General features: G+C 68.5%; 22 protein-coding genes and 1 riboswitch. Of the genes, 12 read left to right on the forward strand and 10 right to left on the reverse strand.

What is annotated here, in order from left to right:
• Nucleotides 1-104: 104 nt before the first annotated feature.
• From AOZ53_RS09695 to AOZ53_RS09710, 4 genes are all read left to right on the forward strand, one after another.
• The gene (locus tag AOZ53_RS09695; RefSeq protein WP_054487638.1) at nt 105-1,025 is read left to right on the forward strand and encodes a branched-chain amino acid transaminase; all 921 of its coding nucleotides are present in this window, start codon (nt 105-107) and stop codon (nt 1,023-1,025) included.
• A gap of 79 nt (nt 1,026-1,104) precedes the next feature.
• Nucleotides 1,105-1,317 (forward strand): zinc-finger domain-containing protein, encoded by a 213-nt coding sequence (locus tag AOZ53_RS09700; RefSeq protein WP_054432911.1) that lies wholly within the window; start codon nt 1,105-1,107, stop codon nt 1,315-1,317.
• Nucleotides 1,318-1,351: 34 nt separating this feature from the next.
• Nucleotides 1,352-1,774: a YybH family protein gene (locus AOZ53_RS09705; RefSeq protein WP_006393176.1), complete on the forward strand. Its 423-nt coding sequence runs from the start codon at nt 1,352-1,354 to the stop codon at nt 1,772-1,774.
• A gap of 12 nt (nt 1,775-1,786) precedes the next feature.
• On the forward strand, nt 1,787-2,887 hold the full coding sequence (locus AOZ53_RS09710) for a YheT family hydrolase (protein ID WP_054432908.1): 1,101 nt from the start codon (nt 1,787-1,789) through the stop codon (nt 2,885-2,887).
• Nucleotides 2,888-2,920: 33 nt separating this feature from the next.
• Here AOZ53_RS09710 and AOZ53_RS09715 read toward each other — a convergent pair whose 3' ends face one another.
• Nucleotides 2,921-4,444, reverse strand: coding sequence for a M48 family metalloprotease (locus AOZ53_RS09715; RefSeq protein ID WP_054432906.1), 1,524 nt, complete (start codon nt 4,442-4,444; stop codon nt 2,921-2,923).
• A 58-nt stretch (nt 4,445-4,502) separates the two neighbouring features.
• Here AOZ53_RS09715 and galU point away from each other — a divergent pair, with 58 nt between their 5' ends.
• The gene (galU, locus tag AOZ53_RS09720; RefSeq protein WP_006393172.1) at nt 4,503-5,354 is read left to right on the forward strand and encodes a UTP--glucose-1-phosphate uridylyltransferase GalU; all 852 of its coding nucleotides are present in this window, start codon (nt 4,503-4,505) and stop codon (nt 5,352-5,354) included.
• 75 nt (nt 5,355-5,429) lie between these two features.
• Here the strand turns inward: galU and AOZ53_RS09725 are convergent, their stop codons facing one another.
• The 5 genes from AOZ53_RS09725 to AOZ53_RS09745 form a co-directional block, all read right to left on the reverse strand.
• Nucleotides 5,430-6,302: a cytochrome c oxidase assembly protein gene (locus tag AOZ53_RS09725; protein ID WP_156333331.1), complete on the reverse strand. Its 873-nt coding sequence runs from the start codon at nt 6,300-6,302 to the stop codon at nt 5,430-5,432.
• 98 nt (nt 6,303-6,400) lie between these two features.
• Nucleotides 6,401-7,507, reverse strand: coding sequence for a porin (locus AOZ53_RS09730; protein ID WP_054477303.1), 1,107 nt, complete (start codon nt 7,505-7,507; stop codon nt 6,401-6,403).
• Between the two features lie 92 nt (nt 7,508-7,599).
• The gene (mgtA, locus tag AOZ53_RS09735; RefSeq protein WP_054487640.1) at nt 7,600-10,407 is read right to left on the reverse strand and encodes a magnesium-translocating P-type ATPase; all 2,808 of its coding nucleotides are present in this window, start codon (nt 10,405-10,407) and stop codon (nt 7,600-7,602) included.
• A 420-nt stretch (nt 10,408-10,827) separates the two neighbouring features.
• Nucleotides 10,828-11,160, reverse strand: coding sequence for a hypothetical protein (locus AOZ53_RS09740; RefSeq protein WP_054432900.1), 333 nt, complete (start codon nt 11,158-11,160; stop codon nt 10,828-10,830).
• 455 nt (nt 11,161-11,615) lie between these two features.
• A complete protein-coding gene (locus tag AOZ53_RS09745) occupies nt 11,616-12,620 on the reverse strand; it encodes a sodium:calcium antiporter (protein WP_006393167.1) in 1,005 nt (334 codons plus the stop codon).
• 79 nt (nt 12,621-12,699) lie between these two features.
• Nucleotides 12,700-12,854, reverse strand: a riboswitch (yybP-ykoY riboswitch).
• Between the two features lie 143 nt (nt 12,855-12,997).
• On the opposite strand from AOZ53_RS09745, the gene AOZ53_RS09750 reads away from it, so the two are divergent.
• Nucleotides 12,998-14,341: an aminopeptidase P N-terminal domain-containing protein gene (locus AOZ53_RS09750; RefSeq protein ID WP_054432897.1), complete on the forward strand. Its 1,344-nt coding sequence runs from the start codon at nt 12,998-13,000 to the stop codon at nt 14,339-14,341.
• Between the two features lie 58 nt (nt 14,342-14,399).
• On the opposite strand, the gene AOZ53_RS09755 is transcribed toward AOZ53_RS09750, so the two are convergent.
• A complete protein-coding gene (locus AOZ53_RS09755; RefSeq protein ID WP_054432896.1) occupies nt 14,400-14,864 on the reverse strand; it encodes a TM2 domain-containing protein in 465 nt (154 codons plus the stop codon).
• Nucleotides 14,865-14,943: 79 nt separating this feature from the next.
• Here AOZ53_RS09755 and AOZ53_RS09760 point away from each other — a divergent pair, with 79 nt between their 5' ends.
• The 6 genes from AOZ53_RS09760 to ruvA all read left to right on the forward strand — a co-directional run bounded on the left by AOZ53_RS09760 (nt 14,944) and on the right by ruvA (nt 20,402).
• Nucleotides 14,944-16,113 (forward strand): UbiH/UbiF/VisC/COQ6 family ubiquinone biosynthesis hydroxylase, encoded by a 1,170-nt coding sequence (locus AOZ53_RS09760; protein WP_054432895.1) that lies wholly within the window; start codon nt 14,944-14,946, stop codon nt 16,111-16,113.
• 82 nt (nt 16,114-16,195) lie between these two features.
• On the forward strand, nt 16,196-17,221 hold the full coding sequence (gene dusB / locus AOZ53_RS09765; RefSeq protein ID WP_054487642.1) for a tRNA dihydrouridine synthase DusB: 1,026 nt from the start codon (nt 16,196-16,198) through the stop codon (nt 17,219-17,221).
• Nucleotides 17,222-17,257: 36 nt separating this feature from the next.
• Entirely contained in the window at nt 17,258-17,497 is a 240-nt protein-coding gene (locus AOZ53_RS09770) for a helix-turn-helix domain-containing protein (RefSeq protein WP_006217670.1), read from the forward strand.
• Nucleotides 17,498-17,600: 103 nt separating this feature from the next.
• Complete coding sequence (purH, locus tag AOZ53_RS09775; RefSeq protein WP_054432893.1) at nt 17,601-19,190, forward strand: bifunctional phosphoribosylaminoimidazolecarboxamide formyltransferase/IMP cyclohydrolase; 1,590 nt, start codon at nt 17,601-17,603, stop codon at nt 19,188-19,190.
• Nucleotides 19,190-19,738: a crossover junction endodeoxyribonuclease RuvC gene (gene ruvC / locus AOZ53_RS09780; RefSeq protein ID WP_054432892.1), complete on the forward strand. Its 549-nt coding sequence runs from the start codon at nt 19,190-19,192 to the stop codon at nt 19,736-19,738. The genes purH and ruvC overlap by 1 nt, the downstream gene beginning before the upstream one ends.
• A gap of 91 nt (nt 19,739-19,829) precedes the next feature.
• On the forward strand, nt 19,830-20,402 hold the full coding sequence (gene ruvA, locus AOZ53_RS09785; protein ID WP_006393160.1) for a Holliday junction branch migration protein RuvA: 573 nt from the start codon (nt 19,830-19,832) through the stop codon (nt 20,400-20,402).
• A 64-nt stretch (nt 20,403-20,466) separates the two neighbouring features.
• Here the strand turns inward: ruvA and AOZ53_RS09790 are convergent, their stop codons facing one another.
• The 3 genes from AOZ53_RS09790 to ruvB all read right to left on the reverse strand — a co-directional run bounded on the left by AOZ53_RS09790 (nt 20,467) and on the right by ruvB (nt 23,575).
• Complete coding sequence (locus AOZ53_RS09790) at nt 20,467-21,387, reverse strand: complex I NDUFA9 subunit family protein (protein WP_054487644.1); 921 nt, start codon at nt 21,385-21,387, stop codon at nt 20,467-20,469.
• 113 nt (nt 21,388-21,500) lie between these two features.
• Nucleotides 21,501-22,466 (reverse strand): threo-3-hydroxy-L-aspartate ammonia-lyase, encoded by a 966-nt coding sequence (locus AOZ53_RS09795; protein WP_054432890.1) that lies wholly within the window; start codon nt 22,464-22,466, stop codon nt 21,501-21,503.
• 35 nt (nt 22,467-22,501) lie between these two features.
• Complete coding sequence (gene ruvB, locus AOZ53_RS09800; protein WP_054432889.1) at nt 22,502-23,575, reverse strand: Holliday junction branch migration DNA helicase RuvB; 1,074 nt, start codon at nt 23,573-23,575, stop codon at nt 22,502-22,504.
• Nucleotides 23,576-23,640: the final 65 nt, after the last annotated feature.

Genomic DNA, 23,640 nt, shown 5'->3' on the forward strand with positions numbered 1-23,640 from the left:
GCCCGCGGACGCCAGCAGGCACCGCGCCGGTGCACGAATGGAGCGCTATTGTAACCTCGTCGCTTGATACAATACGGCCCTCAGGTTTAGTGAGGGAGCAAACCATGTCGATGGCTGACCGCGATGGCTTCATCTGGTATGACGGCAAGCTCGTGCCCTGGCGCGACGCGACCACGCACGTGCTGACGCACTCCCTGCACTATGGCCTGTCGGTATTCGAGGGCGTGCGCGCCTATCGCTCCGAGATCGGCACCGCCATCTTCCGCCTCGAAGACCACACCAACCGCCTGTTCAATTCGGCGCACATCTACCAGATCCCCATGCCGTTCGATCGCAACACGATCAACGAAGCCCAGCGGATGGTGGTGCGCGAGAACCAGCTCGAATCCGGCTACCTGCGCCCGCTGGTGTTCTACGGCCCCGAAAAGATGGGCGTGTCGCCCAAGGGCGCCAAGGTGCACGTGGCGATCGCCGCCTGGCCCTGGGGCGCCTATTTGGGCGAAGAAGCCTTGTCGCAGGGCATCCGGGTCAAGGTGTCGTCGTTCGCCCGCCAGCACGTCAACGTGACCATGCCGCGCGCCAAGGTCGCCACCACCTACGCCAACTCGATCCTGGCCAACACCGAGGCCCTGCAGGACGGCTACGACGAGGCCCTGCTGCTGGACACCGAGGGGTTCGTGGCCGAAGGCTCCGGCGAGAACCTATTCCTGGTCAAGGACGGCGTGCTGTGCGAACCCGAGATCGCCTCCGCCCTGACCGGCATCACCCGCTCGACCATCCACGCCCTGGCGGCCGATTTCGGCCTGCGCGTGGTGACCAAGCGGCTGACCCGCGACGACGTCTACATCGCCGACGAGGCCTTCTTCACCGGCACCGCCGCCGAAGTCACGCCGATCCGCGAGGTCGACAACCGCCAGATCGGCTCGGGCCGCCGCGGCCCCATCACCGAGAAGCTGCAGAAAGCGTTTTTTGACATGGTGAATGGCCGCAACCCGAAGTACCATCACTGGCTGAGCAAAGTCTGATCCACGCCGCCCTGCCCGGCAGGGCGGCATTACTGCCCCAACCTACCGATTTACCGGTATTTTTTATTCAGGAAATTCCATGACCGCCGCTGCCCCGGCCGCCGCCCCCCACGAAGTCATCGAAGTCGGCGCCGAAGACCTGCCCGTGTTCTGTCCGGGTCCCAAGGCCCCGCTGTGGAGCATGCACCCGCGCGTCTTCCTGGACGTCGCCCGCAACGGCTCGGCGCGCTGCGCCTACTGCGGCGCCGAGTACAAGCTCAAGCCCGGCACCGTGCTGCACGGTCACCACTGAGACCCGCCGCCCAACAGCCATCCGTCCCGCCATCATGTTCGCCACGCCCGAAGAAGCAGAACACGCGTTCTACGAAGCCCTTGAGCAGGGGGACACCGTCCGCCTGATGCAAGTGTGGGCGGACGACGAGGAAGTCGTCTGCATCCACCCGGGAGGCCTGCGCATCGTCGGCCACTCGGCCGTGCACGAGTCCTGGCAGCACGTGCTGGCGAACGGGCCGCTGCACATCCGGCCATTGCGCCCGCTGGTCATGCTGAGCATGATGTGCGCGGTGCACGTGCTGGTCGAGCAGGTCGCGGTGCGCACGCGGGAAGGCACGCAGTTCGCCAACTGCTACGCCACCAACATCTATCACAAGGGTCCCACGGGCTGGCGCATGGTCATGCACCACGCCTCGTCGGCGCCCACCGAAGCCGGGGTGCTCGACTTGCACGACGTGCCCGACATGCTGCACTGATCCGGGTCGACTTTGGCTGCTGCACGTTTCGACACAACGCCCTGCCCTGTTCCCTCCTGGCTGCCCGGAGGCGATGCCCAGACGGTGTACGCCGCGCTGTTCGCGCAGTACCACCGCATCGCCTTCGTGCGCGACCGGGTCGAGACGCCCGATACCGATTTCGTCGATTTCGACTGGACCGGGCCGGGGCTGTTCCCGCACAAGGCGGCCGACGGCGCGCCCGTGAGCGGCCAGCAGCCCGTGGCCAACGGCAAGACCGCCGCCGCGCGCTGGATGACCGACGCCGACTGGAAGTCGCTGCCGCAGACCGCCGACACGCCGGCGCTGCTGCTGTTCCACGGCCTGGAGGGCGGCAGCACCAGCCGCTACGCGCAATCCATCGCGCATCATTTCCGGGCGCGCGGCTGGATCGTGGTCATCGCGCACTTCCGCGGCTGCTCCGGCGTGCCCAACCGCCTGGCGCGGGCCTATTACTCGGGCGATTCGGCCGAGGTCGGATTCCTGCTCAACACGGTGCGCAACCGCATTCCACACGCGCGCTGGCACGCCGTGGGCGTGTCGCTGGGTGGCAATGCACTGCTGAAATACCTGGGCGAGCACCAGGAAGACACCGGCTGGCTGACGGCCTGCGCGGGCGTCTCGGTGCCGCTGGACCTGGTGGCCTGCGGCAAGACGCTGTCCACCGGGTTCTTCAACCGCAAGGTGTACACGGGCCACTTCCTCAAGACCCTCAAGCACAAGGTGCTGGAGAAGGCCCACCGCTACCCCGGCGCCATCGACGTGATGCGCATCGCCCACGCGCGCGATCTGCGCGACTTCGACGACGCCTACACCGCGCCGATGCATGGATTCCGCAATGCGCTCGACTACTGGACGCGGGCGTCCAGCAAGCCGTGGCTGCCGCGCATCTCGGTGCCGACGCTGGTGCTGAACGCGCTGAACGATCCGTTCATCCCGGCCAGCGCGCTGCCCAAGCCGGACGAGTGCTCGCCCACCATCCTGCTGCACCAGCCCACCGATGGCGGCCATGCGGGCTTTCCGACCGGCGCCTTTCCGGCCCACCTGGGCTGGCTGCCGCAACGGCTGGGCCGCTTCTTCGAGACCGGGCTGTAGGCGCCGGGCGGCGCACGCGGCCCGCCCGCGGCGTCAGCCCGACTTGAAGCGTTCCAGCAGCTGGCGTTCCTCGGCCAGCTTGTCCTTGACTTCCTTGATCTGCACGTCGATCTGCGATTGCTCGTAGAAATCGCTCGACATGCCGCGCGCCTGCTGCAACTGCGATTCCGCCGCCGCGAAGGCGCCGGTCAGGACGTAATAGCGCGCCAGGTCGCGGCGCGCCTGCACCGGCTTGCCGGTGCGTTCTTCGCTGTGCGCCAGCATCTGGTAGAGGCTGGGCTCGTCGCTGCCCCATTGCTTGATCCTGCCCCGCAGGTAGTCCTGCGCCTCGGCGTGGCGGCCGTTGCTCTGCAAGGCAGCGGCGTAGGCGATGCCCAGCGCCCGCTGCTCCGGCCAGCGCTTGGTGGCGGCCTGCGCCAGGTCCAGCGCGCGCCGGTTGTCCTTGCGCGCCAGGGCGATGTCGACGGCCAGCTTGGCCATCTGCGCCGAATCGCGCCCGTCGGCGGCGGCCTGGCCCAATTGCCGTTCGGCCTCGTCCAGGTTGTTGCGCTGGAACGCCTGCAACGCCAACCCGTAATAGGCGGCGGAGCGGCGCACGCCGGACAGGGCCTGGGCCTCGTCCTGCAGCTGCTGCGTGGCCGAACGCAGGCTGACCGCGTCACGGCCCTGCACCACGCGCATCTTGGCGCGCACGTACCAGAAGTCGTCGCTGTCGACGTGGCGCGACGGCGGCAGCGAGCGCACGCGGTTCTGCACGTCGGACATGCGTTCGATCGACAGCGGGTGGGTGCTGGCCCAGGAGCCGCCGCCCGCTCCTTCGTTCAGGCGCGAGGCATTCATCAGGCGCGAGAACATCTGCGCCATGCCCTGGGCGTCGTAGCCGGCCTTGGTCAGCATGGTGAAGCCGGCCCGGTCGGCCTCGCGTTCGGCATCACGCGAGAAGCCCAGTTGGCGGTTGATGGCGGCGGCCTGGCCGAACGCGGCCACACCCATCGCCAGGTTGCCGCCACCGCCGGCCAGCGCCGCCAGCAGCGCGCCCGCCAGGCTCGCCAGCATGACCATGCTGTTCTGGCTCTGCTGTGTCATGCCGCGCGCGATGTGGCGCTGGACCACGTGGCCGATTTCGTGCGCCAGCACCGCCGCCAGTTCAGACTCGCTGCCGGAAGAGACGATCAGCCCGGTATTGACGCCGATGAAACCGCCCGGCATGGCAAAGGCGTTGATCTCGGGATCGCGCACGCCGAACATCTCGACCTCGGGCACCGCGCCGGGCGCGAAGGCCGCCAGCTTGCGCCCCATGGTGGTGAGGTACTGGCTGAGTTCGGGATCATCGACATAGGTGGGGTCGCGGCGGCCCTGCGACATGATCGCCTCGCCCAGGCTGCGCTCCAGCATGGGCGAGAGCTCCGCCGAGGAAGCGGCGCCCATCGACGGCAGCCCCACGGGTTGGGCCCAGGCCGTGACCGGCAGGGCCGGCGCGACCAGCGCGACACAGAGTCCGACGATCACGCCCCGCTGCGCAATCGAGCAAATGGATGGCATTTTTCTGCGATTCATGAACCTATGATAGCGATGCGCTTAAAATGTTTCACCGATTGCCCCTTATGAGGTTTCAATGCGCCCCGTCCGTAAAGCCGTTTTTCCTGTCGCGGGCATGGGTACGCGCTTCCTGCCCGCCACCAAGGCGATGCCCAAGGAAATGCTGCCCGTCGTCGACAAACCGCTGATCCAGTACGCCGTTGAAGAAGCCGTCGCCGCCGGCATCACCGACCTGATTTTCGTTACCGGCCGCAACAAGCGCGCCATCGAAGACCATTTCGATTCCGCTCCCGAGCTCGAATCCGATCTCGAAAGCAAGGGCAAGCATGAGCTTCTGGCAATGGTGCGGGGCATTCTACCTGCCCACGTCAATTGCCTCTATATCCGCCAGTCGGCCCCGCTGGGCCTGGGCCATGCCGTGCTGTCGGCCGCCCCGGCCGTGGGCGATGAACCCTTCGCCGTGCTGCTGGCCGACGACCTGATCGACGCCGACACGCCGTCCATCAAGCAACTGGTGGACGTGGCCGTGGCCCGCAGCGCCAGCGTGCTGGGCGTGCAGGACGTGCCGCGCGAAGACACGCGCAAGTACGGCATCGTCGCCGCCCAGGCGGACGACAGCCACGCCGACGGCCGCACCGAGCGCGTGACCCATATCGTGGAAAAACCCGATCCGGCGGACGCGCCCTCGACGCTGGCGGTGGTCGGACGCTACGTGCTCGAAGCGGCGATCTTCGACCACCTGCGCTCGACCAAGCGCGGCGCGGGCAACGAAATCCAGCTGACCGACGGCATCGCCTCGCTGATGCGCGAGCGCGCGGTGTACGCCCACCGCTACGAAGGCACGCGCTACGACTGCGGCAACAAGGCCGGGATGTTCGAGGCGACGGTGGCGCTGGGCCGGAAGTACCACGGCCTGCTGCCGCAATAAGGCGGCTGGCGCCCCCCCTCCCGCAGCATCGGAAGCGAGCGCCCCTGTGGCGCTCGCGGACTTTTGGGCGGGCGTCTAGGCGGAGGCCGCGCGGCGGCCGCGGGCCCGCGCCATGGCATCGCGGTCGGCCTTGCGCAGGCGCCCCTTGGCGGACAGCCGCATCAACGTGCCCAGGGCCACCATCAGGCCGATCACCTCGACCAGCGCGGCCGGGATCCACATGGTCAGGCCGCCGATGGTCTGGTCGGTCTGCGCGGACATGGCGATGGCGCGGCCGCACAGTTCGAACAGGGGATAGATGTCGCTTTCGGTGAAAGCGATGACCGCCCCCGCCACCATCTGCGGCAGCATGGTCAGGATCGGCGAGATCACCCGGCCGCCCGGCGTCATCGCGGCCGGCGGCGCGGGCCGGCGGTCCAGGATCAGGTTCCAGTACATGAAGCCGCTGATCACCACCGACCAGTTCATCACGCGGTACAGCCGCCAGTCGAGCATGGAATAGAACTGCACCGACGGAATCAGCCAGACCAGCACCAGGAACACGAACAGGGTCGGCACGAAGATCTTGTTGGTCAGCACCGCCACGGTGGCGCGGCCGGCGCCGGTGCGCAGGAAATCACGCAACCGGATGCGCCACGACATCGGCAACCCGGCGCGCATGACCTGCCCGGGAAAGGCCGCCATCACCAGCAGCGGGCCAAGGTGATGCAGCACCAGGTGCTGGATGCGGTGGATGAAGAACATGCGCTCGGCGTAGTAGTCCAGGCGCGTGTGCATGGACAGGTACAGCAGCACCATGCCCAGCCAGAACAGCGCGCGGCGCGCGCCCGTCACGTGATGCACGCGCTGGCCGCGCACGAACAGCACGATGGCCACCAGGAAGGAGGCCACCAGCGTGGGAGAGAACTCCCAGGGTATGAGCCATTCGAGACTGTCCATGCGGGTCATCCGGAAAATGCCGACGGGGGCGTGGCGGGCCCGGGCCTGGACGGGCCGGAACACGCAGCCGGGTCGATTGTAGTAGACCCGGCCGCCCCCTGTACGGCTCAGAACCGGTGCGAAATACCCGTACCGAAGCGCGACGTGTGGGAATGGCCAGGGTCGAACTGGTTGTCCAGGGTGTAATTGGACGTGTAGCCGGCGAACGCATAGAGCGTGGTGCGCGGCGACAGGTCATACGTATACCCCAATGTCACCAATTGCGCATTGCGCGCGCTCGAACCGTCCTCCCATTTCCAGTCGGGACGCGCCAGCGACCACTGCACCACCACGGCGCCGTGGCCGACCGGCACGCTGGCGCCCAGCAGCCAGGCGTCGACGGTGCCGCCGCGCGCGAAGGCCGCCGGCCCCAGGTTCCGGCCCAGGTTGTCCGGATCGCCGCCGTCCAGGCCAACGTAGCCGTTGCGCTGGCGCGACCATCCCGCCGACACCTTGAACACCTCGAAGTCATAGGAAGCGCCCAGTTGCACCGCCTGCGGCCGGCCGCTGCTGCCCTGGATCGGCTCGGCCAGGCGCAGCTGGTCCCAGGTGGCGACCGCCAGCAAGGGGCCTTCCTCGTATTTCAGGCCCAGGCTGAGGGCGCGGTTGTTGGCCGCGGTCTTGAAGCGGTTGCTGTCGTCGGCGTCGAACGAATAGCCGATGCCCGCCTGGAAACCCTGCCAGGTGGGCGTGTAGTAGTTGACCAGGTTGCTGAACTGGTAGTTGTCCGAGGCCTTGAAGGTGGCGCCCATGCCCATTTCCTTCCAGGAGGCCAGCTCCAGCGCGTTGCCGTAGGTCTTGCCGACGGTGTACTGGCGCCCCAGGCGCAGGTCGCCGTAGCTGTCATGGGCCAGTCCGACCCAGGCGCCGTAGTTGAACATGCGGTCGTCGTCGGCGCGCTTGCCGGTGGACGGATCGAAGCCGCTTTCGAGCTGGAAGCGGGTGCTCCAGCCGTCGCCCAGGTCCTCGGAACCGCGCAGGCCCCACAGGGAGTCGGTCAGGCCGCCGTTGAGGACGCCATTGTGGGTGCCCTGCCCGGAGGTATGGGTGGTGGCGATGCCCGCATCGACCACGCCGTAGAGTTGGATGCCCGGGCCATCACCGGCCGCATTGGCCGCCAGCGGAAGCCAGGCGGCGCCCGCCATGAGCGTCGTGGCAACAGTCGAGATTTTCATGCTTCTCTCCAGAATCCGGGGTGGCGCCGCCACCACCGGAGGTATTGAATCCGCGGCGGGCGCCTGCCCGCCGCCAGGTGTATCAATAGTGACTATTGCCAGCCATAGCGACGCACCCAGATGCCCTTGAGCAATTGGGTCAGCACGCAGTAGCTCAGCAGGATGCCGACCAGCCAGGGGAAATAGCTCCACGGCAGCGCCTGCAGCTGGAAGTACTCGGCCAGCGGCGAGAACGGCAGGAACAACCCCAGTCCGACCACCATGACCGTCATCAGCATCAACGGCCACGCGGCGCGGCTTTGCAGGAACGGGATCTTGCGTGTGCGGATCATATGCACGATGAGCGTCTGCGACAACAGCCCTTCGACGAACCAGCCGGATTGGAACAACGTCTGGTGTTCGGGCGCATTGGCCTGGAATACGTACCACATGAGCGCGTAGGTGGTGATGTCGAAGATGGAGCTGATCGGGCCGAAGAACACCATGAATCGACCTAGTCCTGCGGGGTCCCATTGCTGCGGTTTTTTCAGCAGTTCCTCGTCGACATTGTCGAAGGGAATGGCGGTCTGCGAGATGTCGTACATCAAGTTCTGCAGCAGCAGGTGGATCGGCAGCATCGGCAGGAACGGCAGGAACGCGCTGGCCACCAGCACCGAGAAGACGTTACCGAAATTGGAGCTGGCGGTCATCTTCAGGTACTTGAGCATGTTGCAGAAGGTCTTGCGGCCTTCGATCACGCCGTCCTCCAGCACCATCAGGCTCTTTTCCAGCAGGATGATGTCGGCGGCTTCCTTCGAGATATCCACCGCCGAGTCCACCGAAATGCCGACGTCGGCGGCGCGCAGGGCCGGCGCGTCGTTGATGCCGTCCCCCATGAAGCCCACGGTGTTGCCCTGGGCCCGCAGCATGCGGACGATGCGCTCCTTGTGCGCCGGCGTCAGGCGCGCGAACACATTGGCTTCGCGCACCGCCACGGCCAGTCGGCCGTCGTCCATGGCCTCGATGTCGGCGCCCAGGTAGACCTTGCGCACCTCGAAGCCGACTTCGCGGCAGACCTTCTGCGTCACCAGTTCGACGTCGCCCGTCAGCACCTTGACCTCGATGCCGGAACCGCGCAGCGCGGCCAGCGCCGGGCCGGTGGACTCCTTGGGAGGATCGAGGAAGGCGATGTAACCGACCAGCACCAGCTCGGCCTCGTCGGCCACGCCATAGGCCTGCTGGGTGGGCGGCAGTTCGCGCACGCCCACGGCGATCACGCGCAGCCCGTCACGATTCAGGTCGGCGGTCACGCGGCGGATGTCGGCGCGGCGCGCGTCCGTCAGCGGATGCACGTCCTTGCCGACCCGCAGGCGGGTGCACACGGAGAGCATTTCCTCCAGCGCGCCCTTGCAGATCAGTTCATGATGCTCGCGGCCGTTCTCGGTTTCGCTGACCACCACCGACATGCGGCGGCGCGAGAAGTCGAACGGGATCTCGTCGATCTTGCGGTAGCGCGCGGCCAGGTCCAGCTTGCGCTCCACTTCGGCATGGCGCAGCACGGCCACGTCGAGCAGATTCTTCAGGCCTGTCTGGTAGTAACTGTTGAGGTAGGCATAGGCCAGCACGTCGTCGCTGGTGGCGCCGTACACGTCGGTATGACGCTCGAGCACGATGCGGTCCTGGGTCAGCGTGCCGGTCTTGTCGGTGCACAGCACGTTCATGGCGCCCAGGTTCTGGATCGCGTCCAGCCGCTTGACCACCACCTTGCGGCGCGACATCCGCACCGCGCCCTTGGCCAGCGTGGCCGTGACGATCATCGGCAGCATTTCCGGCGTCAGGCCGACGGCGATCGCCAGCGCGAACAGCAGCGCCTCGAGCCAGTCGCCCTTGGTGAAGCCGTTGATCAGCAGCACGATGGGCGCCATCACCAGCATGAAGCGGATCAGCACCCAGCTGACCCGGTTGATGCCCTGCTGGAACTGCGTCGGCATGCGCGAGGTCTGGGTCACGCGCCCGGCCAGCTGGCCGAAGTAGGTGCCGGAGCCGGTCGCCACCACCAGGGCGGTGCCGGAGCCGCTGACCACGTTGGTGCCCATGAAGGCCATGTTCTCGAGTTCCAGCGCGTTGGCGGTCTCGACGCGCTGCATGGCGTATTTCTCGACCGGCAGCGATTCGCCGGTCAGGGCCGCCTGGGCCACGAACAGGTCCTTGGCGCCCAGGATGCGGCAGTCGGCGGGGATCATGTCGCCCGCGGACAGCAGCACCACGTCGCCCGGCACCAGTTCGGCCAGCGGCACCTCGATCTGGCGCGAGCCCGAGGCGTGCAGCGTGGCGCCGAAGAAGCGCCGCGCGTCGCCCTCAGCCATGCCGGCGGCGTCGCTGCGCAGCACCGTGGCGGTGTTCTGCACCATGGCCTTCAGGGCCTCGGCGGCGCGATTGGAACGCCGCTCCTGCACGAAGCGCAGCAGCGTCGAAATCACCACCATCGAGCCGATGATGATGACGCCCTTCCAGGACTGGTCGTCGGGCTCGGCCATGTACACGTCCGTCACCCACGACAGCGAGGCCAGGCCGGTCAGCAGCAGGTTGAAGGGATTGCGGAACGACTGCCACAGGTGGGCGTACCAGGTCAGCGGCTTTTCGTGATCGACTTCGTTGGCGCCGTAGCGGGCGCGGGCCTCATCGGCCTGGGCTTCGGACAGGCCGCCACGGCCGCTGCGGAACATCGAGAACAGCGCGTCGAAATCCATGCGCGCCACATCGAGCATGCGGCGGTTGGCGCGGCGCGCGGCATCGGAGGAGTCGGCGGAAGCGGCAAGCTGCCCGCCGCCCTGCTCCAGCATGGGGGAACGCCGGAAGTGGCGCCCCGATCGCCGCAGCCCGGCCGCGGAGGAAAAGAAGGTCTTCAGGAATTTGAACATCGGAGTGTTCCCGTTATTGGTGTTGTTCTGGAAGACACGGGCTGGCCGCCGCCATGCCTTTGCGCGGGCAGCACGGGGCCGCGGCCTGCTCAGGGCAGGCCGTTTCCGCCACGTACAGGCGTGCGCAGGCACCGGGGCGATGTTGCCGGTGTCCGGATCGCGTCGAGGCGCGCCGGGTGCGGAAGGCGGAACGGGAAACTAGCGGAAGAACCGGGGCCGGCGGAACCGGCGCGCGTCGAGCGGGCCTGGCCGGGGGTTCAGGGCTGCGGATTCCGTACGGACCGGGTGACTATCCGGCCAGTCGGCTCGCAAGGGAGAGGACGGGTCAGACAGGCAGGCCGGCGCCGCGCACAAGGCGCAATCGAGGCTCGGGGTCTAAGGCACTGGGCATGGTCTCTCCTGGGGTGGCGGGCGGCGGCGTCAGGCCGCCAGCGGTTGCGCGCCGAAATGCACGTGGCGCACAGCGGGGTTGGCGCTCAGCCGGCGGGCTTGCGACATCAGTTCGCCGCGCAGCTCGGGCGGGCAGTTCACGGTGATGCAGGCCGACGCCATGTTGGGGTCGCGGCCCTGGTCGATCTGCACTTGCGACACGTCGAGTCCGGCCGCGCTGAAGTCCAGGCAGATCTGCTTGCGCAGGGCGCCCAGTTCGTCGCGCGGGCAGATGACCGTCAGGCGCGAGGTGCCGCGGCGGCGGCCCATGGCGGTGGCGCGGTCCACGCCGGCGCGGCGCAGGAACAAGTCGAAGAAACGCATAGCGGCCTCCATTGCGTAATGGGGAGCGGCTTTCGCGCATACGCGCGCACGCAGGCACACGGCGCATGGCGGGCGGGCACGAAAAAGGCGTGCACGAACGCGGGCGCTGCGACTAGCGGCGGTTCTGGCGGTTTACGTTGGGGAGAATCCCGGCAAGCCGTGGGCCTGCACTGCTGCCCGGAAAGAAGCCCGGGGCTTGGGATACAACCGCAACCTGTTCAACAGGCTGCGGCAGACGGAGTTCTGCGTGGTCCTGTCAAACAGCGACGTCGATGCAAGATCGACTACTTTCGCCGGAATCGGTATTCACGAAGACTGCTCCTGGGATGGATAACGGGCGGAATTTTACGCGGGTTTCCACTGATGGACAAGGTTTATGGGCAGAAAAGGCCGCTTTTGTGCAAAAAAGGCGCGGGGCCGTTCCACCCCGCGCCTTCCAACCCAAGCCGCGTCCGTCAGGCGTAGAAATGCCAGCCCAGGTAGGCCGCGAACAAGGCATAGAAACCGCCCACCGCGGACAGCGCCGGCACGCTCATGCCGGCGCGGCGGAAGCGCAGCCACAGCAGGCCGATCGACAGCATGGTGAACAGGCCGGCGGCCAGCAGCGGACCGTCGAGCAGCCAGGGCGTCAGGAAGATGCCGAGCGCGCTGGGGATGGTGGCCTGGATCATCATGGCGCCGGAGATGTTGGCCAGCGCCAGGCGTTCCTTGCCCTGGCGCACCCAGATCAGGGCGTTCATGATCTCGGGCAGTTCGGTGGCGACGGGCGCCAGCAGCAGCGCGGCCACGTGCGGCGAAGCGCCCATGGCGATGCCCAGCACCTCGATCTGGTTGACGAAGACGTGCGAGGCGCCGGCGATCACGACCAGGGCCAGCAGCGTCTGGGTCGCGGCCCAGAACATCGACGGATTGTCGTCGCGCGGCCGCAGCTTGAGCGGCTCGAGGTCTTCGCAGTCGATGCATTCCTCATCGTTGCTCAGCTCGCGCTTGATGTACAGGCCATAGGTGGCCAGGAACAGGATGCCCAGCCAGGGCTTCCAGGCGAAGGCCAGCAGGCCCAGCCCGACCTTGAAGACGAAGATGCCCATGAACCAGGCCTGGTCGCGGGCCAGCCGGCGCTGGTCCGCGTTGATACAGTTGGCCTGCGCGGGTTGGCCGCGGCGTGCGCGCCACAGGGCCAGGCCGACCACGGCATAGGCCAGCGTCGCCAGCACCAGCGGGCCGCCCATGGCGGCGCCGACGCCGATGTCCTTCTGCTCGGGGGTTTCGCCGAACACCACGGCCATGAAGGTCACGGCGCTCTCCGGCAAGGCGGTGCCGAACGCGGCCAGCACGGTGCCGGTCGCGGTGGCGCCAAGCTGGAAGCGATGTCCGACCCATTCGACGCCATTGACGAAGAATTCGCAGGCGAGATAGATCACTGCCGCGGACAGGAAAAACAGGAACAGGGTGAGCAACATATAGACGAGCCGGACGAGCAGAAACCAATTGGCGCGACGCTGCGGCTCGCCCGGCTAGGGTGAACGCAACGCGGCCAAAGGTCTCGCCTGGCTGATCCATGCGCGGGCGGGCCGCGACATGGAGACCGTTAGCGCCATGGAGTTCTGGCGACCGCTACGCGGTACCGAACCACCAAGTCTGTTGACGCTAACTCCTTTGGGGACAAAGGATGGCTACTCCCCAATGACAGTGCGGCGATTGTAGCAGCGCGTCCATGACAGTCCAATGAATCCGCGCCCGCGGCGGGGAAATGGGCGCGGACTGTCGCATCCGCGGCACGGCGAGTAAAGTAAACGGCATCTCAGCTTCCCGCCGGGCCGCGCGCCCCCTGCCCCTCATGAGCCTGCCTCCCGTCGATATCGCCCCCTTCGCCGCCCGGCGCCAGCGCCTGATGGAGCGGATGCGCGCCGACGGGGGCGGCATCGCCATCCTGGCCACCGCGCCCGAGGCCATCCGCAACCGCGACGCCGAATATCCCTACCGGCACGACAGCGACTTCTTCTACCTGACCGGCTTCACCGAGCCCGGCGCCTGGCTGGTGCTGATCGCAGGCGCCACCGACCGAGCGCTGCTGTTCTGCCGCCCGCGCCATATCGAGCACGAAATCTGGGAGGGCCGCCGCTTCGGCCCGGAAGCCGCGGCCGAGCATTTCGGCTTCGACGACGCGCATGCGCTGGACGCGCTCGATGAACTGGCGCCCCAGCTGCTGCTGGACCAGCCGACCCTGTACGCGCCGCTGGCCGGCGACAAGCGCACCGACGGCCGCCTGCACCGCTGGCTGGCGGCGGCGCGCGAGGCCAGCCGCGGCGGCCATCAGCCGCCCATGCGGCAACAGGACATCCGGCCGATCCTGGCCGAGATGCGCTTGATCAAGGACGCCAGCGAGATCGCCGCGATGCGGCGCGCGGCCAAGATCTCCGCCGGCGCCCATGCGCGCGCCATGCGGGCGGCGCGCGCCGGCATGCGCGAATACGAACTGGAAGCGGAACTGCTGTATGAATTCCGTCGCCATGGCGCGCAGGCGGTGGCCTACAACAGCATCGTCGCGGCCGGCGCCAATGCCTGCGTGCTGCACTACCCGGCCGGCGAGGCGGTGCTGCGCGACGGCGACCTGGTGCTGATCGACGCGGGCTGCGAAGTCGACAGCTACGCCAGCGACATCACCCGCACCTTTCCGGTCAACGGCCGCTACAGCGGTCCGCAGCGCGCGCTGTACGACCTGACGGTGGCGGCGCAGGAGGCCGCGGCCCAGGCGACCGCGCCCGGACGCGGCTGGAACGACGGCCACGAGGCCGCGGTGCGGGTGCTGGCGCAGGGCATGCTGGACCTGAAACTGCTGAAGGGGTCGCTGGATGGCGTAATCGAGTCGGGCGACTACAGCCGCTTCTACATGCACCGCACCGGCCACTGGCTGGGCCTGGACGTGCACGACGTGGGCGACTATCGCCAGCCGGGCGGCACGCCCGGCGCGGAACGTCCGTGGCGCAAGCTGGAGAGCGGCATGATGCTGACGATCGAGCCGGGCATCTATGTGCGTCCGGCCGACGACGTGCCCGAGGCCTACTGGAACATCGGCATCCGCACCGAGGACGACGCGCTGGTGACGGACGAGGGCTGCGAGCTGATCACCCGCGGCGTGCCGGTGCAGGCCGGCGAGATCGAGGCGCTGATGCGCGAATGAGCGGGCGGCGCGCGCGGGCCGGCATGGCGCCGGCCGCGCCCGTGATGGCGGCCCCGGCCTACAGCGTCAGGCCGTCCAGCCAGCCCATCGCCACCCACACGTAGACCACCACCATCGCGATCGCGAACATCGACACGGTGGCGCCCACCAGGCAGGCCATGATGGCCACCAGCACCGGCCCCCATCCTGTCTTCGGGGACGGCGGCAGCCCGGGGTTGTAGAGGCGGTCGAACTTCTCGTCCGGCATCAGTGAGAACACCGCGCTCTCGATGAAGCCGTCGATCATCGGGATGAACAGCAGGAAGAAGGCCGGGTTGTCGTACCAGACCGGGTAGTAGCGGAACGCGCAGAACAGGCTGAGCAGCGCCAGCGCCGTCACCAGCCAGGCATGGCGCCGGCCCAGGTACCACCAGTGCGCGCCGAGCCAGCCGAACAGACAGGCCAGCAGGCCGACGGCGACCTTGCCGCGGGGGCGGCGCGGGATTGCGGCGGACAGCGAAGAAGAAGCCTCGAGCTGCGTCATATCAATCAACCGGTAAAGGGTCCCGGGCGCCAAGCCGCGCCGGCAGACCCGGATTGTAGTGGACAGGTAAAATCGCGGCATGACTATCTCCGCCTTCGACATTGCGATTCTCGGCGCCGGCCCCGTGGGGCGTGTCCTGGCGTTGATGCTAGCGCGCGTGGCGCCGGATCCGGCCCGCATCGCCCTGCTGCAAGGCGCCAGCCCGGCGCCCGTGACGCCCGCCGCCGCCATCCCCGCGGCCGATCCGCGCGTGCTGGCCATGAACCACGGCAGCCGGGTGCTGCTCGAATCGCTGCACGCCTGGCCCGCCAAGGCGGCGGACATCCTCAACATCCACGTTTCGCAGCGCGGCCGGCTGGGCCGCAGCGTGATCCGCAACACCGATTTCGACGTGCCGCAGCTGGGCTGCGTGGTCGCCTATTCGGCGCTGCACGCCAAGCTCGAGGAATGCGTGGCCGCCAGCGGCGTGACCCTGCTGTCGGGGCCGCCGGCCACGATCGACGGCCAGGACGCCGACGGCGTGCGCATCCGCCTGGGCGACGCCGCCGTGACCTGCCGGGTCGCCGTGCAGTCGGACGGCGCCGGCGCCAGCGACGTGCGCCGCGACTACGGCCAGCACGCCCTGCTGACCACCGCCCACGCCACCCTGCCGCGCCGCGGCTGGGCCTGGGAACGCTTCACCCCCGAGGGGCCGCTGGCGCTGCTGCCGCACCCGCAGACGCCGGACGCCTATTCGGTGGTCTGGTGCAGCGCGCCGGATCGCGCGGCCGAATTGGCGGCGCTGGACAACGGCGCCTTCTCGCGGGCGCTGTCGGCGGCCTTCGGCGACCGCCTGGGACGCCTGTCGTGCCAGGCGCCGCGCCACGTCTTCCCGCTGGCGCTGAGCGCCCGGCGCGCCCTGGTGCAGGGCCGCGTGGCGGCGATCGGCAACGCGGCGCAGACGCTGCATCCGGTGGCTGGCCAGGGCCTGAACCTGGGGCTGCGCGATGCCGGCCGGCTGGCCCAGACCCTGGGCGCGTGGCTGCCCGCCCCGGATACCAACCCGGCCGCGGCGCTGGCCGACTTCGGCCGCGCGCGCCAGGTCGACCGGATCGTCACCGCCGGCCTCACCGACCTGATGCCGCGCATCTTCGCCACCGGCCTGGCGCCGGTCGAGCATGCCTGCGGCCTGGCCCTGCTGGGCCTGGACCTGGCGGCGCCCCTGCGGGCCCCGCTGGCCCGCCACCTGCTGCAGGGTTTCCGGGCCTGATCCTCCCCTTTTTTCGTCCGCCTGTTACCAAGCTGTTGCGGCCGAAAAAAGAGGGTTCGATCGAGCCGGTTAAAATGTGACCATGCGCATAGGCCCGTGGACCCTTCCCAACAATGTCCTGGTCGCGCCCATGGCGGGCGTGACGGATCGTCCTTTCCGACAGCTTTGCAAGAAATTGGGGGCCGGTTACGCCGTCTCGGAGATGGCCGCCAGCAACCCCAAGCTGTGGGACAGCGTCAAGACCTCGCGCCGCCTGAACCACGACGGCGAGATCGCCCCCATTTCGGTGCAGATCGCCGGCGCCGACCCGGCCATGATGGCCGAGGCCGCCGTGTTCAACGCCAACAAGGGCGCGCGCATCATCGACATCAACATGGGCTGCCCCGTGAAGAAGGTCTGCAATGTGGCGTCGGGGTCCGCCCTGCTGCGCCACGAGGACCTGATCGTCCGCATCCTGGACGCCGTGGTCGAGGCCTGCGCGCCGCTGGGGGTGCCGGTCACCCTCAAGACCCGCACCGGCTGGGACCGCGACAGCCGCAACGCCCTGCGCGTGGCCAAGCTGGCCCAGGACGCCGGCATCGCCGCCCTGACACTGCATGGACGCACCCGCGCCGACCTCTATACGGGCGAGGCGGAATATGACACTATCCGCGCCGTCCGCGCCGAGCTGAAAATCCCGCTGATCGCCAATGGCGATATCGACTCGCCTGAAAAGGCCAGGCGCGTCCTGGATTACACTGGCGCCGACGCGGTCATGATCGGCCGGGCGGCACAGGGCCGTCCCTGGATCTTCCGCGAAGTCGACCACTACCTGCGCACGGGCGAAACACTGGCCCCTCCCAGCTATGGGGAAATGCGCGAACTGCTGCTCGAACATCTCGACGACCACTACCGCTTCTATGGCGAACACACCGGCGTACGCACGGCGCGCAAGCACATAGGGTGGTATCTGGACGGCCTGCCGGATGCGGACTCGTTCCGCGACCGCATGAACCTCATCGACAACACCCGCGACCAGTGGCGGGCGGGGTCGGAATGGTTCCTCAATCTTTCCCGTGACGGCAACCCCAACCCGGCGCCTGTCGCGAAAGCCCTGCTGGCGGCATAACCGCCTCAACACCAACATAAAAATATCTGTACTCCGATGAGCAAGAAAGATGTCCTGGAAGAATGCGTGCGCGCCAGCCTGGAGCGCTATTTCGAAGACTTGGGCGAATCCGAGCCCCACGACATGTGGGACATGGTGATGCGCTGCGTGGAGCGCCCGGTCCTCGAAGTGGCGTTGGAACGGTCTGGCGGCAACCAGTCGCGGGCATCCGAAATGCTGGGCATCACGCGCAACACCCTGCGCAAGAAACTGCTGGCCCACAACATCCAGGTATAGCGCATCGCCGCGCGGGCGGGCCGGCTGGCGCGCCCCGCATGACAGATTTCCCATCCCGACCTGAAGCGAGACAGGCGCCCGCGCCCCACTCCCGTCCCTCACCATGAAAATCGAAACCGCCCTGCTTTCGGTGTCCGACAAGACCGGCATCGTTGAATTTGCCCGCGCGCTGGCCGCGCGCGGCGTGCGCCTGCTGTCGACCGGCGGCACCGCCAAGCTGCTGGCCGAATCCGGCCTGACCGTCACCGAAGTGGCCGCCCACACCGGCTCGCCCGAGATCCTGGACGGCCGCGTCAAGACGCTGCACCCGAAGATCCACGGCGGCCTGCTGGCCCGCCGCGACAGCGCCGAGCACATGGACACCATCAAGGCGGCCGGTATCGATCGCATCGACATGCTGGTGGTCAACCTGTATCCGTTCCGCGAAACCGTGGCCAAGCCGGACTGCACCTTCGCCGACGCGGTCGAGAACATCGACATCGGCGGCCCGGCCATGCTGCGCGCCGCCGCCAAGAACCACGGCACCGAAGCCGGTGGCGTGACGGTGGTGATCGACCCGGTCGACTACTCGCGCGTGCTGTCCGAAATGGATCAGGGCGGCGGCACCTCGTACGGCCTGCGCCTGGCGCTGGCCGCCAAGGTCTACGCCCACACCGCGGCCTACGACGGCGCCATCGCCGCCTACCTGACCAGCCTGACCGAGGCCGAACCGGCGCAGGACGCCGTGCCGGCCCGCCAGGAATGGCCGGGCACCCTGACCCTGCAGGTCAAGCAAGAACAGGCCCTGCGCTATGGCGAGAACCCGCACCAGACCGCCGCGTTCTACGTCGACGCGCAGCGCTCCGCCGGCCTGCTGGGCAACTACCGCCAGCTGCAGGGCAAGGAACTGTCGTACAACAACATCGCCGACGCCGATGCCGCCTGGGAATGCGCGCGCAGCTTCGAGGCGCCCGCCTGCGTCATCGTCAAGCACGCCAACCCCTGCGGCGTGGCCGTGGCGGCCGACACGCTGGGCGCCTACCAGCAGGCCTTCAAGACCGACCCGACCTCGGCCTTCGGCGGCATCATCGCCTTCAACCGCCCGGTCGACGCCGCCACCGCCGAAGCCGTCAGCGCCCAGTTCCTGGAAGTGCTGCTGGCCCCGGCCTATGACGGCGCCGCGCTGGCCATCCTGGCCGCCAAGAAGAATGTGCGCGTGCTGGAAGTGCCGATGGGCACGGGCCAGAACGCCTTCGACGTCAAGCGCGTCGGTGGCGGCTGGCTGGTGCAGAGCCCGGACGCCTACAACGTGCCGCGCGACGCCCTGAAGGTCGTGTCCAAGCGCCAGCCCACCGAACAGGAAATGAACGATCTGGCGTTCGCCTGGAAGGTCGCCAAGTACGTCAAGTCCAACGCCATCGTGTTCGTCGGCGGCGGCATGACGCTGGGCGTCGGCGCCGGCCAGATGAGCCGCATCGACTCGGCCCGCATCGCCTCGATCAAGGCCGAGAACGCCGGCCTGACGCTGAAGGGCTCGGCGGTGGCGTCGGATGCCTTCTTCCCGTTCCGCGACGGCCTGGACGTGGTGGTGGCCGCGGGCGCGACCTGCGTGATCCAGCCCGGCGGCAGCATGCGTGACGACGAAGTCATCGCCGCGGCCGACGAGCATGGCATCGCCATGGTGCTGACCGGCACCCGTCACTTCCGCCACTGATGCGCGTCCTCGGCATCGATCCCGGCCTGCGCCGCACCGGCTTCGGTGTGATCGATGCCGACGGCTCGCGGCTGCGCTATGTCGCCAGCGGCACCATCGTGGTGCCGCCGGCGCTGACGCTGTCCGAGCGCCTCAAGGTCATCCTGGACAATCTGCGCCAGGTGGCGCGCGACACGCAGCCCGACGTCGCCGCGCTGGAAATCATCTTCCTGAACACCAATCCCGCTTCCACCCTGCTGCTGGGCCAGGCCCGCGGCGCGGCGCTGTGCGCGCTGGCCGACAGTTCGCTGGCGGTGCACGAGTACACCGCGCTGCAGATCAAGAAAGCGGTGGTGGGCACCGGCCGCGCGGCCAAGGAGCAGGTGCAGATGATGGTGCAGCACCTGCTGGCGCTGGACGGCACGCCCGCCCCCGACTCGGCCGACGCGCTGGCGTGCGCCATCTGCCACGCCCACGTCGGCCCGCTGCAGGACCGGCTGACGCAGCTGGGCACGCGCCTGAGCCTGAGCGGCAAGACCCGCATCCGCAACGGCCGCCTGCTCGGCTGAGCCCCCCGCCCCCGCCTCGCGCGGACCCGTATAGAATCCCGGCATCCGCCGCGGCTGTCGCGGCCCCCTCTTTTGCCAGGCCACTGCCACCATGATCGGACGCATCACCGGAACCCTGATCGAGAAACTGCCGCCCACCGTGTGCGTGGACGTCAACGGTCTGGGCTATGACATCGACGTGCCCATGAGCACGCTCTATTCGCTGCCGGAAACCGGCGCGCGCGTCACCCTGTACACGCACCTGACCGTGCGCGAGGACGCCCACATCCTCTACGGCTTCGCCACGGCCGGCGAGCGCAGCGCCTTCCGCGAGCTGATCAAGGTCAGCGGCATCGGCGCGCGCACCGCGCTGTCGGTGCTGTCGGGCCTGTCGGTGGCCGATCTGGCCCAGGCCATCACGCTGCAGGAATCGGGCCGCCTGACCCGCGTGCCGGGCATCGGCAAGAAGACCGCCGAACGCCTGCTGCTGGAAATGCGCGGCAAGCTGGGCGCCGACATCGGCGCCACCGCGCATCCGGTGCAGGACAACCAGTCCGACATCCTGAACGCGCTGCTGGCGCTGGGGTACTCCGAGAAGGAATCGCTGTCCGCGCTGAAGACCCTGCCCGAAGGCGTGGGCGTGTCGGACGGCATCAAGCAGGCCTTGAAGGCGCTGGTGCGCTGAAACAGCCGCCGGCGCGCGCCCGGGCTGCAAACGCCCGGCCGAAGCCGGCGTGCCCTGTGGCCGGCTAGCGTATCGGCGACAGGTAACCGGGCGCGACCGCTTCCAACCCGGTCGGCACCACGTTCAATTCGGGCGCCATCGGCGCGCCGCAGATGTTGTCGCTGCGCAGCGAATCGAGGTTGTCGCGCGACATCAGGGGCCGGCCCGGCAGGCATTCGAACAGCATGGCCTGCATCCGCCCCAGCCCCATCGGCAGGTTGACCACCGGGCGCGGGTGGCCGCCCCAGCCGGCGCACAGGCGCGCGATCTCGCCCAGGGAGTAGACCTGCGGGCCGCCCAGTTCATAGGTCTTGCCCCAGGCGTGGGTATTGCCCAGCGTCGCCACCATCGCCGTCACCACGTCGCCCACGAACACCGGCTGCATGCGCACGTGCGCGCCGGCCAGCGGCAACACGGGCAGCCAGCGCGCCAGGCGCGCGAACATGTTGGTGAAGTTGTCGTCGGCGCCGAACACCACCGACGGACGGAAAATGGTCCAGCCGCCCTCGCGCCAGTCGGCCAGCTCCTGCTTGATGGCGGCCTCGCCATCGCCCTTGGAACGCTGGTACATGCTGGCGCCGCTGGAATCGGCGCCCAGCGCGCTGACGTGCAGCAGGCGGCGCGCGCCCTGGCGGCGGCAGGCCCGCGCGATGCGCTGCGGCAGGTGCACGTGGGCCCGCGCGAAATCGGAGCCGTAGGGCCGGCCCGAATTGCCGTGCAGGATGCCCACCAGGTTGATCACCACGTCGCAGCCGCGCACCAGGCGGTCGAGCTCGCCGTCGTCATGCAGATCGCTGGCGAGCAGGGTGACGGTGGGCAACAGCTGGAGTTCTCGCCCCTGGCCATAGCGGCGGGTGGGCACCAGGATCTGGTGCTGCCCGCCCGCCAGCCGGGCGATGAGATGACGGCCGATGAAGCCGGTGCCGCCGATGACAAGGATACGCATGGAGCAGCCCCTGTTCTTCAGGATTCAGGTCCGATTCTGCCCTGCGTGCGCCGCCTCCGCAAGCTGGCGGCCAAAGCGCCGGACGATATCCCGCCGGCGCTTCGCCCGTGGGGTCAGCCCGCCAGCAACTTGCCGTAGGCCGGAAGATCGACGTTGCCGCCGCTGATGATGACGCCGACGCGCGCGCCGCGCACCGGCACCACGCCCTGCAGCACGGCCGCGGCCGCCAGGCAGCCAGTGGGTTCCACCACCATCTTCATGCGTTCGGCGAAGAATTTCATGGTCGAGACCAGCTGGTCATCCGTCACCGTGACGATATCGCGCACGTGCTTCTGGATGAGGGGGAAGGTCAGGTTGCCCAGATGGGTGGTGGCGGCGCCGTCGGCCAGGGTCTTGGGCGCCTGGATGCGGACGATCTCGCCCTTGCGCAGCGATTGCTGGCCGTCGTTGCCGGCTTCCGGCTCGACGCCGTAGACCAGGCAGCGCGGGCTGAGCGCGAACGCCGACAGCGCCGAGCCCGACAGCAGGCCGCCGCCGCCCAGGCACACGAACAGGTAATCGAGCTCGCCGACATCCTCGAACAGTTCCTTGGCCGCGGTGCCCTGCCCGGCGATCACGTCTTCGTGGTCGTACGGCGGGATCAGCGTGGCGCCGGTCTCGGACTGGATGCGCAGCGCGATCTGCTCGCGGTCCTCGGTGTAGCGGTCATAGGTGACGATCTGGCCGCCGTAGCCTTCGGTGGCGGCGCGCTTGGCCGCCGGCGCGTCCAGCGGCATGATGATGGTGGCCTTGACGCCCTGCAGCTTGGAGGCCAGCGCAATCGCCTGCGCGTGGTTGCCCGACGAGAACGTGACCACGCCGGCGGCGCGCTGCTCGGGCGTCAGGCGCGCGATGGCGTTGTAGCCGCCGCGGAACTTGAACGCGCCCATGCGCTGGTAGTTCTCGCACTTGAAGAACAACGAGGCGCCGGCGATGGCGTCGGCCGTGGTCGAGGTCAGCACCGGCGTGCGGTGCGCATTGCCGGCCAGGCGCTCGCTGGCGCGCGCGACGTCGTCGAAGGTGGGCAGTTCGGGCAACATGGAAACAGTCCTTTGTACGCGAAGAAAGTCGGATTTTATTTGCCGAACAGCTCGCCGCTGGAGCTGGCGGCGCCGGCCGGCGGGGTCAGGCCCAGGTGGCGCCAGGTGGTCAGGGTGGCGGTGCGGCCGCGCGGCGTGCGTTGCAGGTAGCCGTGCTGGATCAGGTAGGGCTCGATCACGTCCTCGATGGTGTCGCGCTCTTCGCCGATGGCCGCGGCCAGGCTGTCCACGCCCACCGGGCCGCCATCGAACTTGTGGATGATGGCTTCGAGCAGCTTGCGGTCCATCAGGTCCAGGCCCTGCGGGTCGACCTCGAGCATGGCCAGCGCACGGCCGGCGACGTCGGCGTCGATGGTGCCGCCGGCCTTGACCTCGGCGTAGTCGCGCACGCGCCGCAGCAGGCGGTTGGCGATACGTGGCGTGCCGCGGGCGCGGCGCGCCACTTCGGCGGCGCCGTCAGGCGTGATGCCGGCATTGAGCAGGCCAGCGCTGCGGGTGACGATGCGGCCGAGGTCGTCGGCGTTGTAGAACTCCAGCCGCGAAACGATGCCGAAGCGGTCGCGCAGCGGATTGGTCAGCATGCCGGCGCGGGTGGTGGCGCCGACCAGGGTGAACGGCTGCAGGTCGAGCTTGACGCTGCGCGCGGCCGGACCCTCGCCGATCAGGATGTCGATCTGGAAATCCTCGAGCGCCGGATAGAGGATTTCCTCGACCACGGGCGACAGGCGATGGATTTCGTCGATGAACAGGACGTCGTTCTTTTCCAGGTTGGTCAGCAGCGCCGCCAGGTCGCCCGGGCGTTCGAGCACGGGGCCGGAGGTCTGGCGCAGCTGCACGCCCATTTCGTGCGCGATGATGTGGGCCAGCGTGGTCTTGCCCAGGCCCGGCGGGCCGAACAGCAGCACGTGGTCCAGCGCCTCGCCGCGCTTGCGGGCGGCCGCGATGAAGATCTCGAGCTGTTCGCGGGCGCGCTGCTGGCCGACGTATTCCTCCAGCGCCTTGGGCCGCAGGGCGCGTTCGATCGATTCCTCGTTGGGCGACGCCGGTTGGGGCGCGACGATGCGAGGCGCGTCGGGGCGGGAGGAAAGCGAATCGGACTGGATGGCCATGGTGCGGGAACGACTGGATACTGAGCGGGATGCTGCATCGTACCGTAACCGCCGGGCCCGGGGCG

It is taken from the genome of Achromobacter sp. 2789STDY5608621, from assembly GCF_001299375.1.
GTDB lineage: Bacteria > Pseudomonadota > Gammaproteobacteria > Burkholderiales > Burkholderiaceae_B > Achromobacter > Achromobacter insuavis.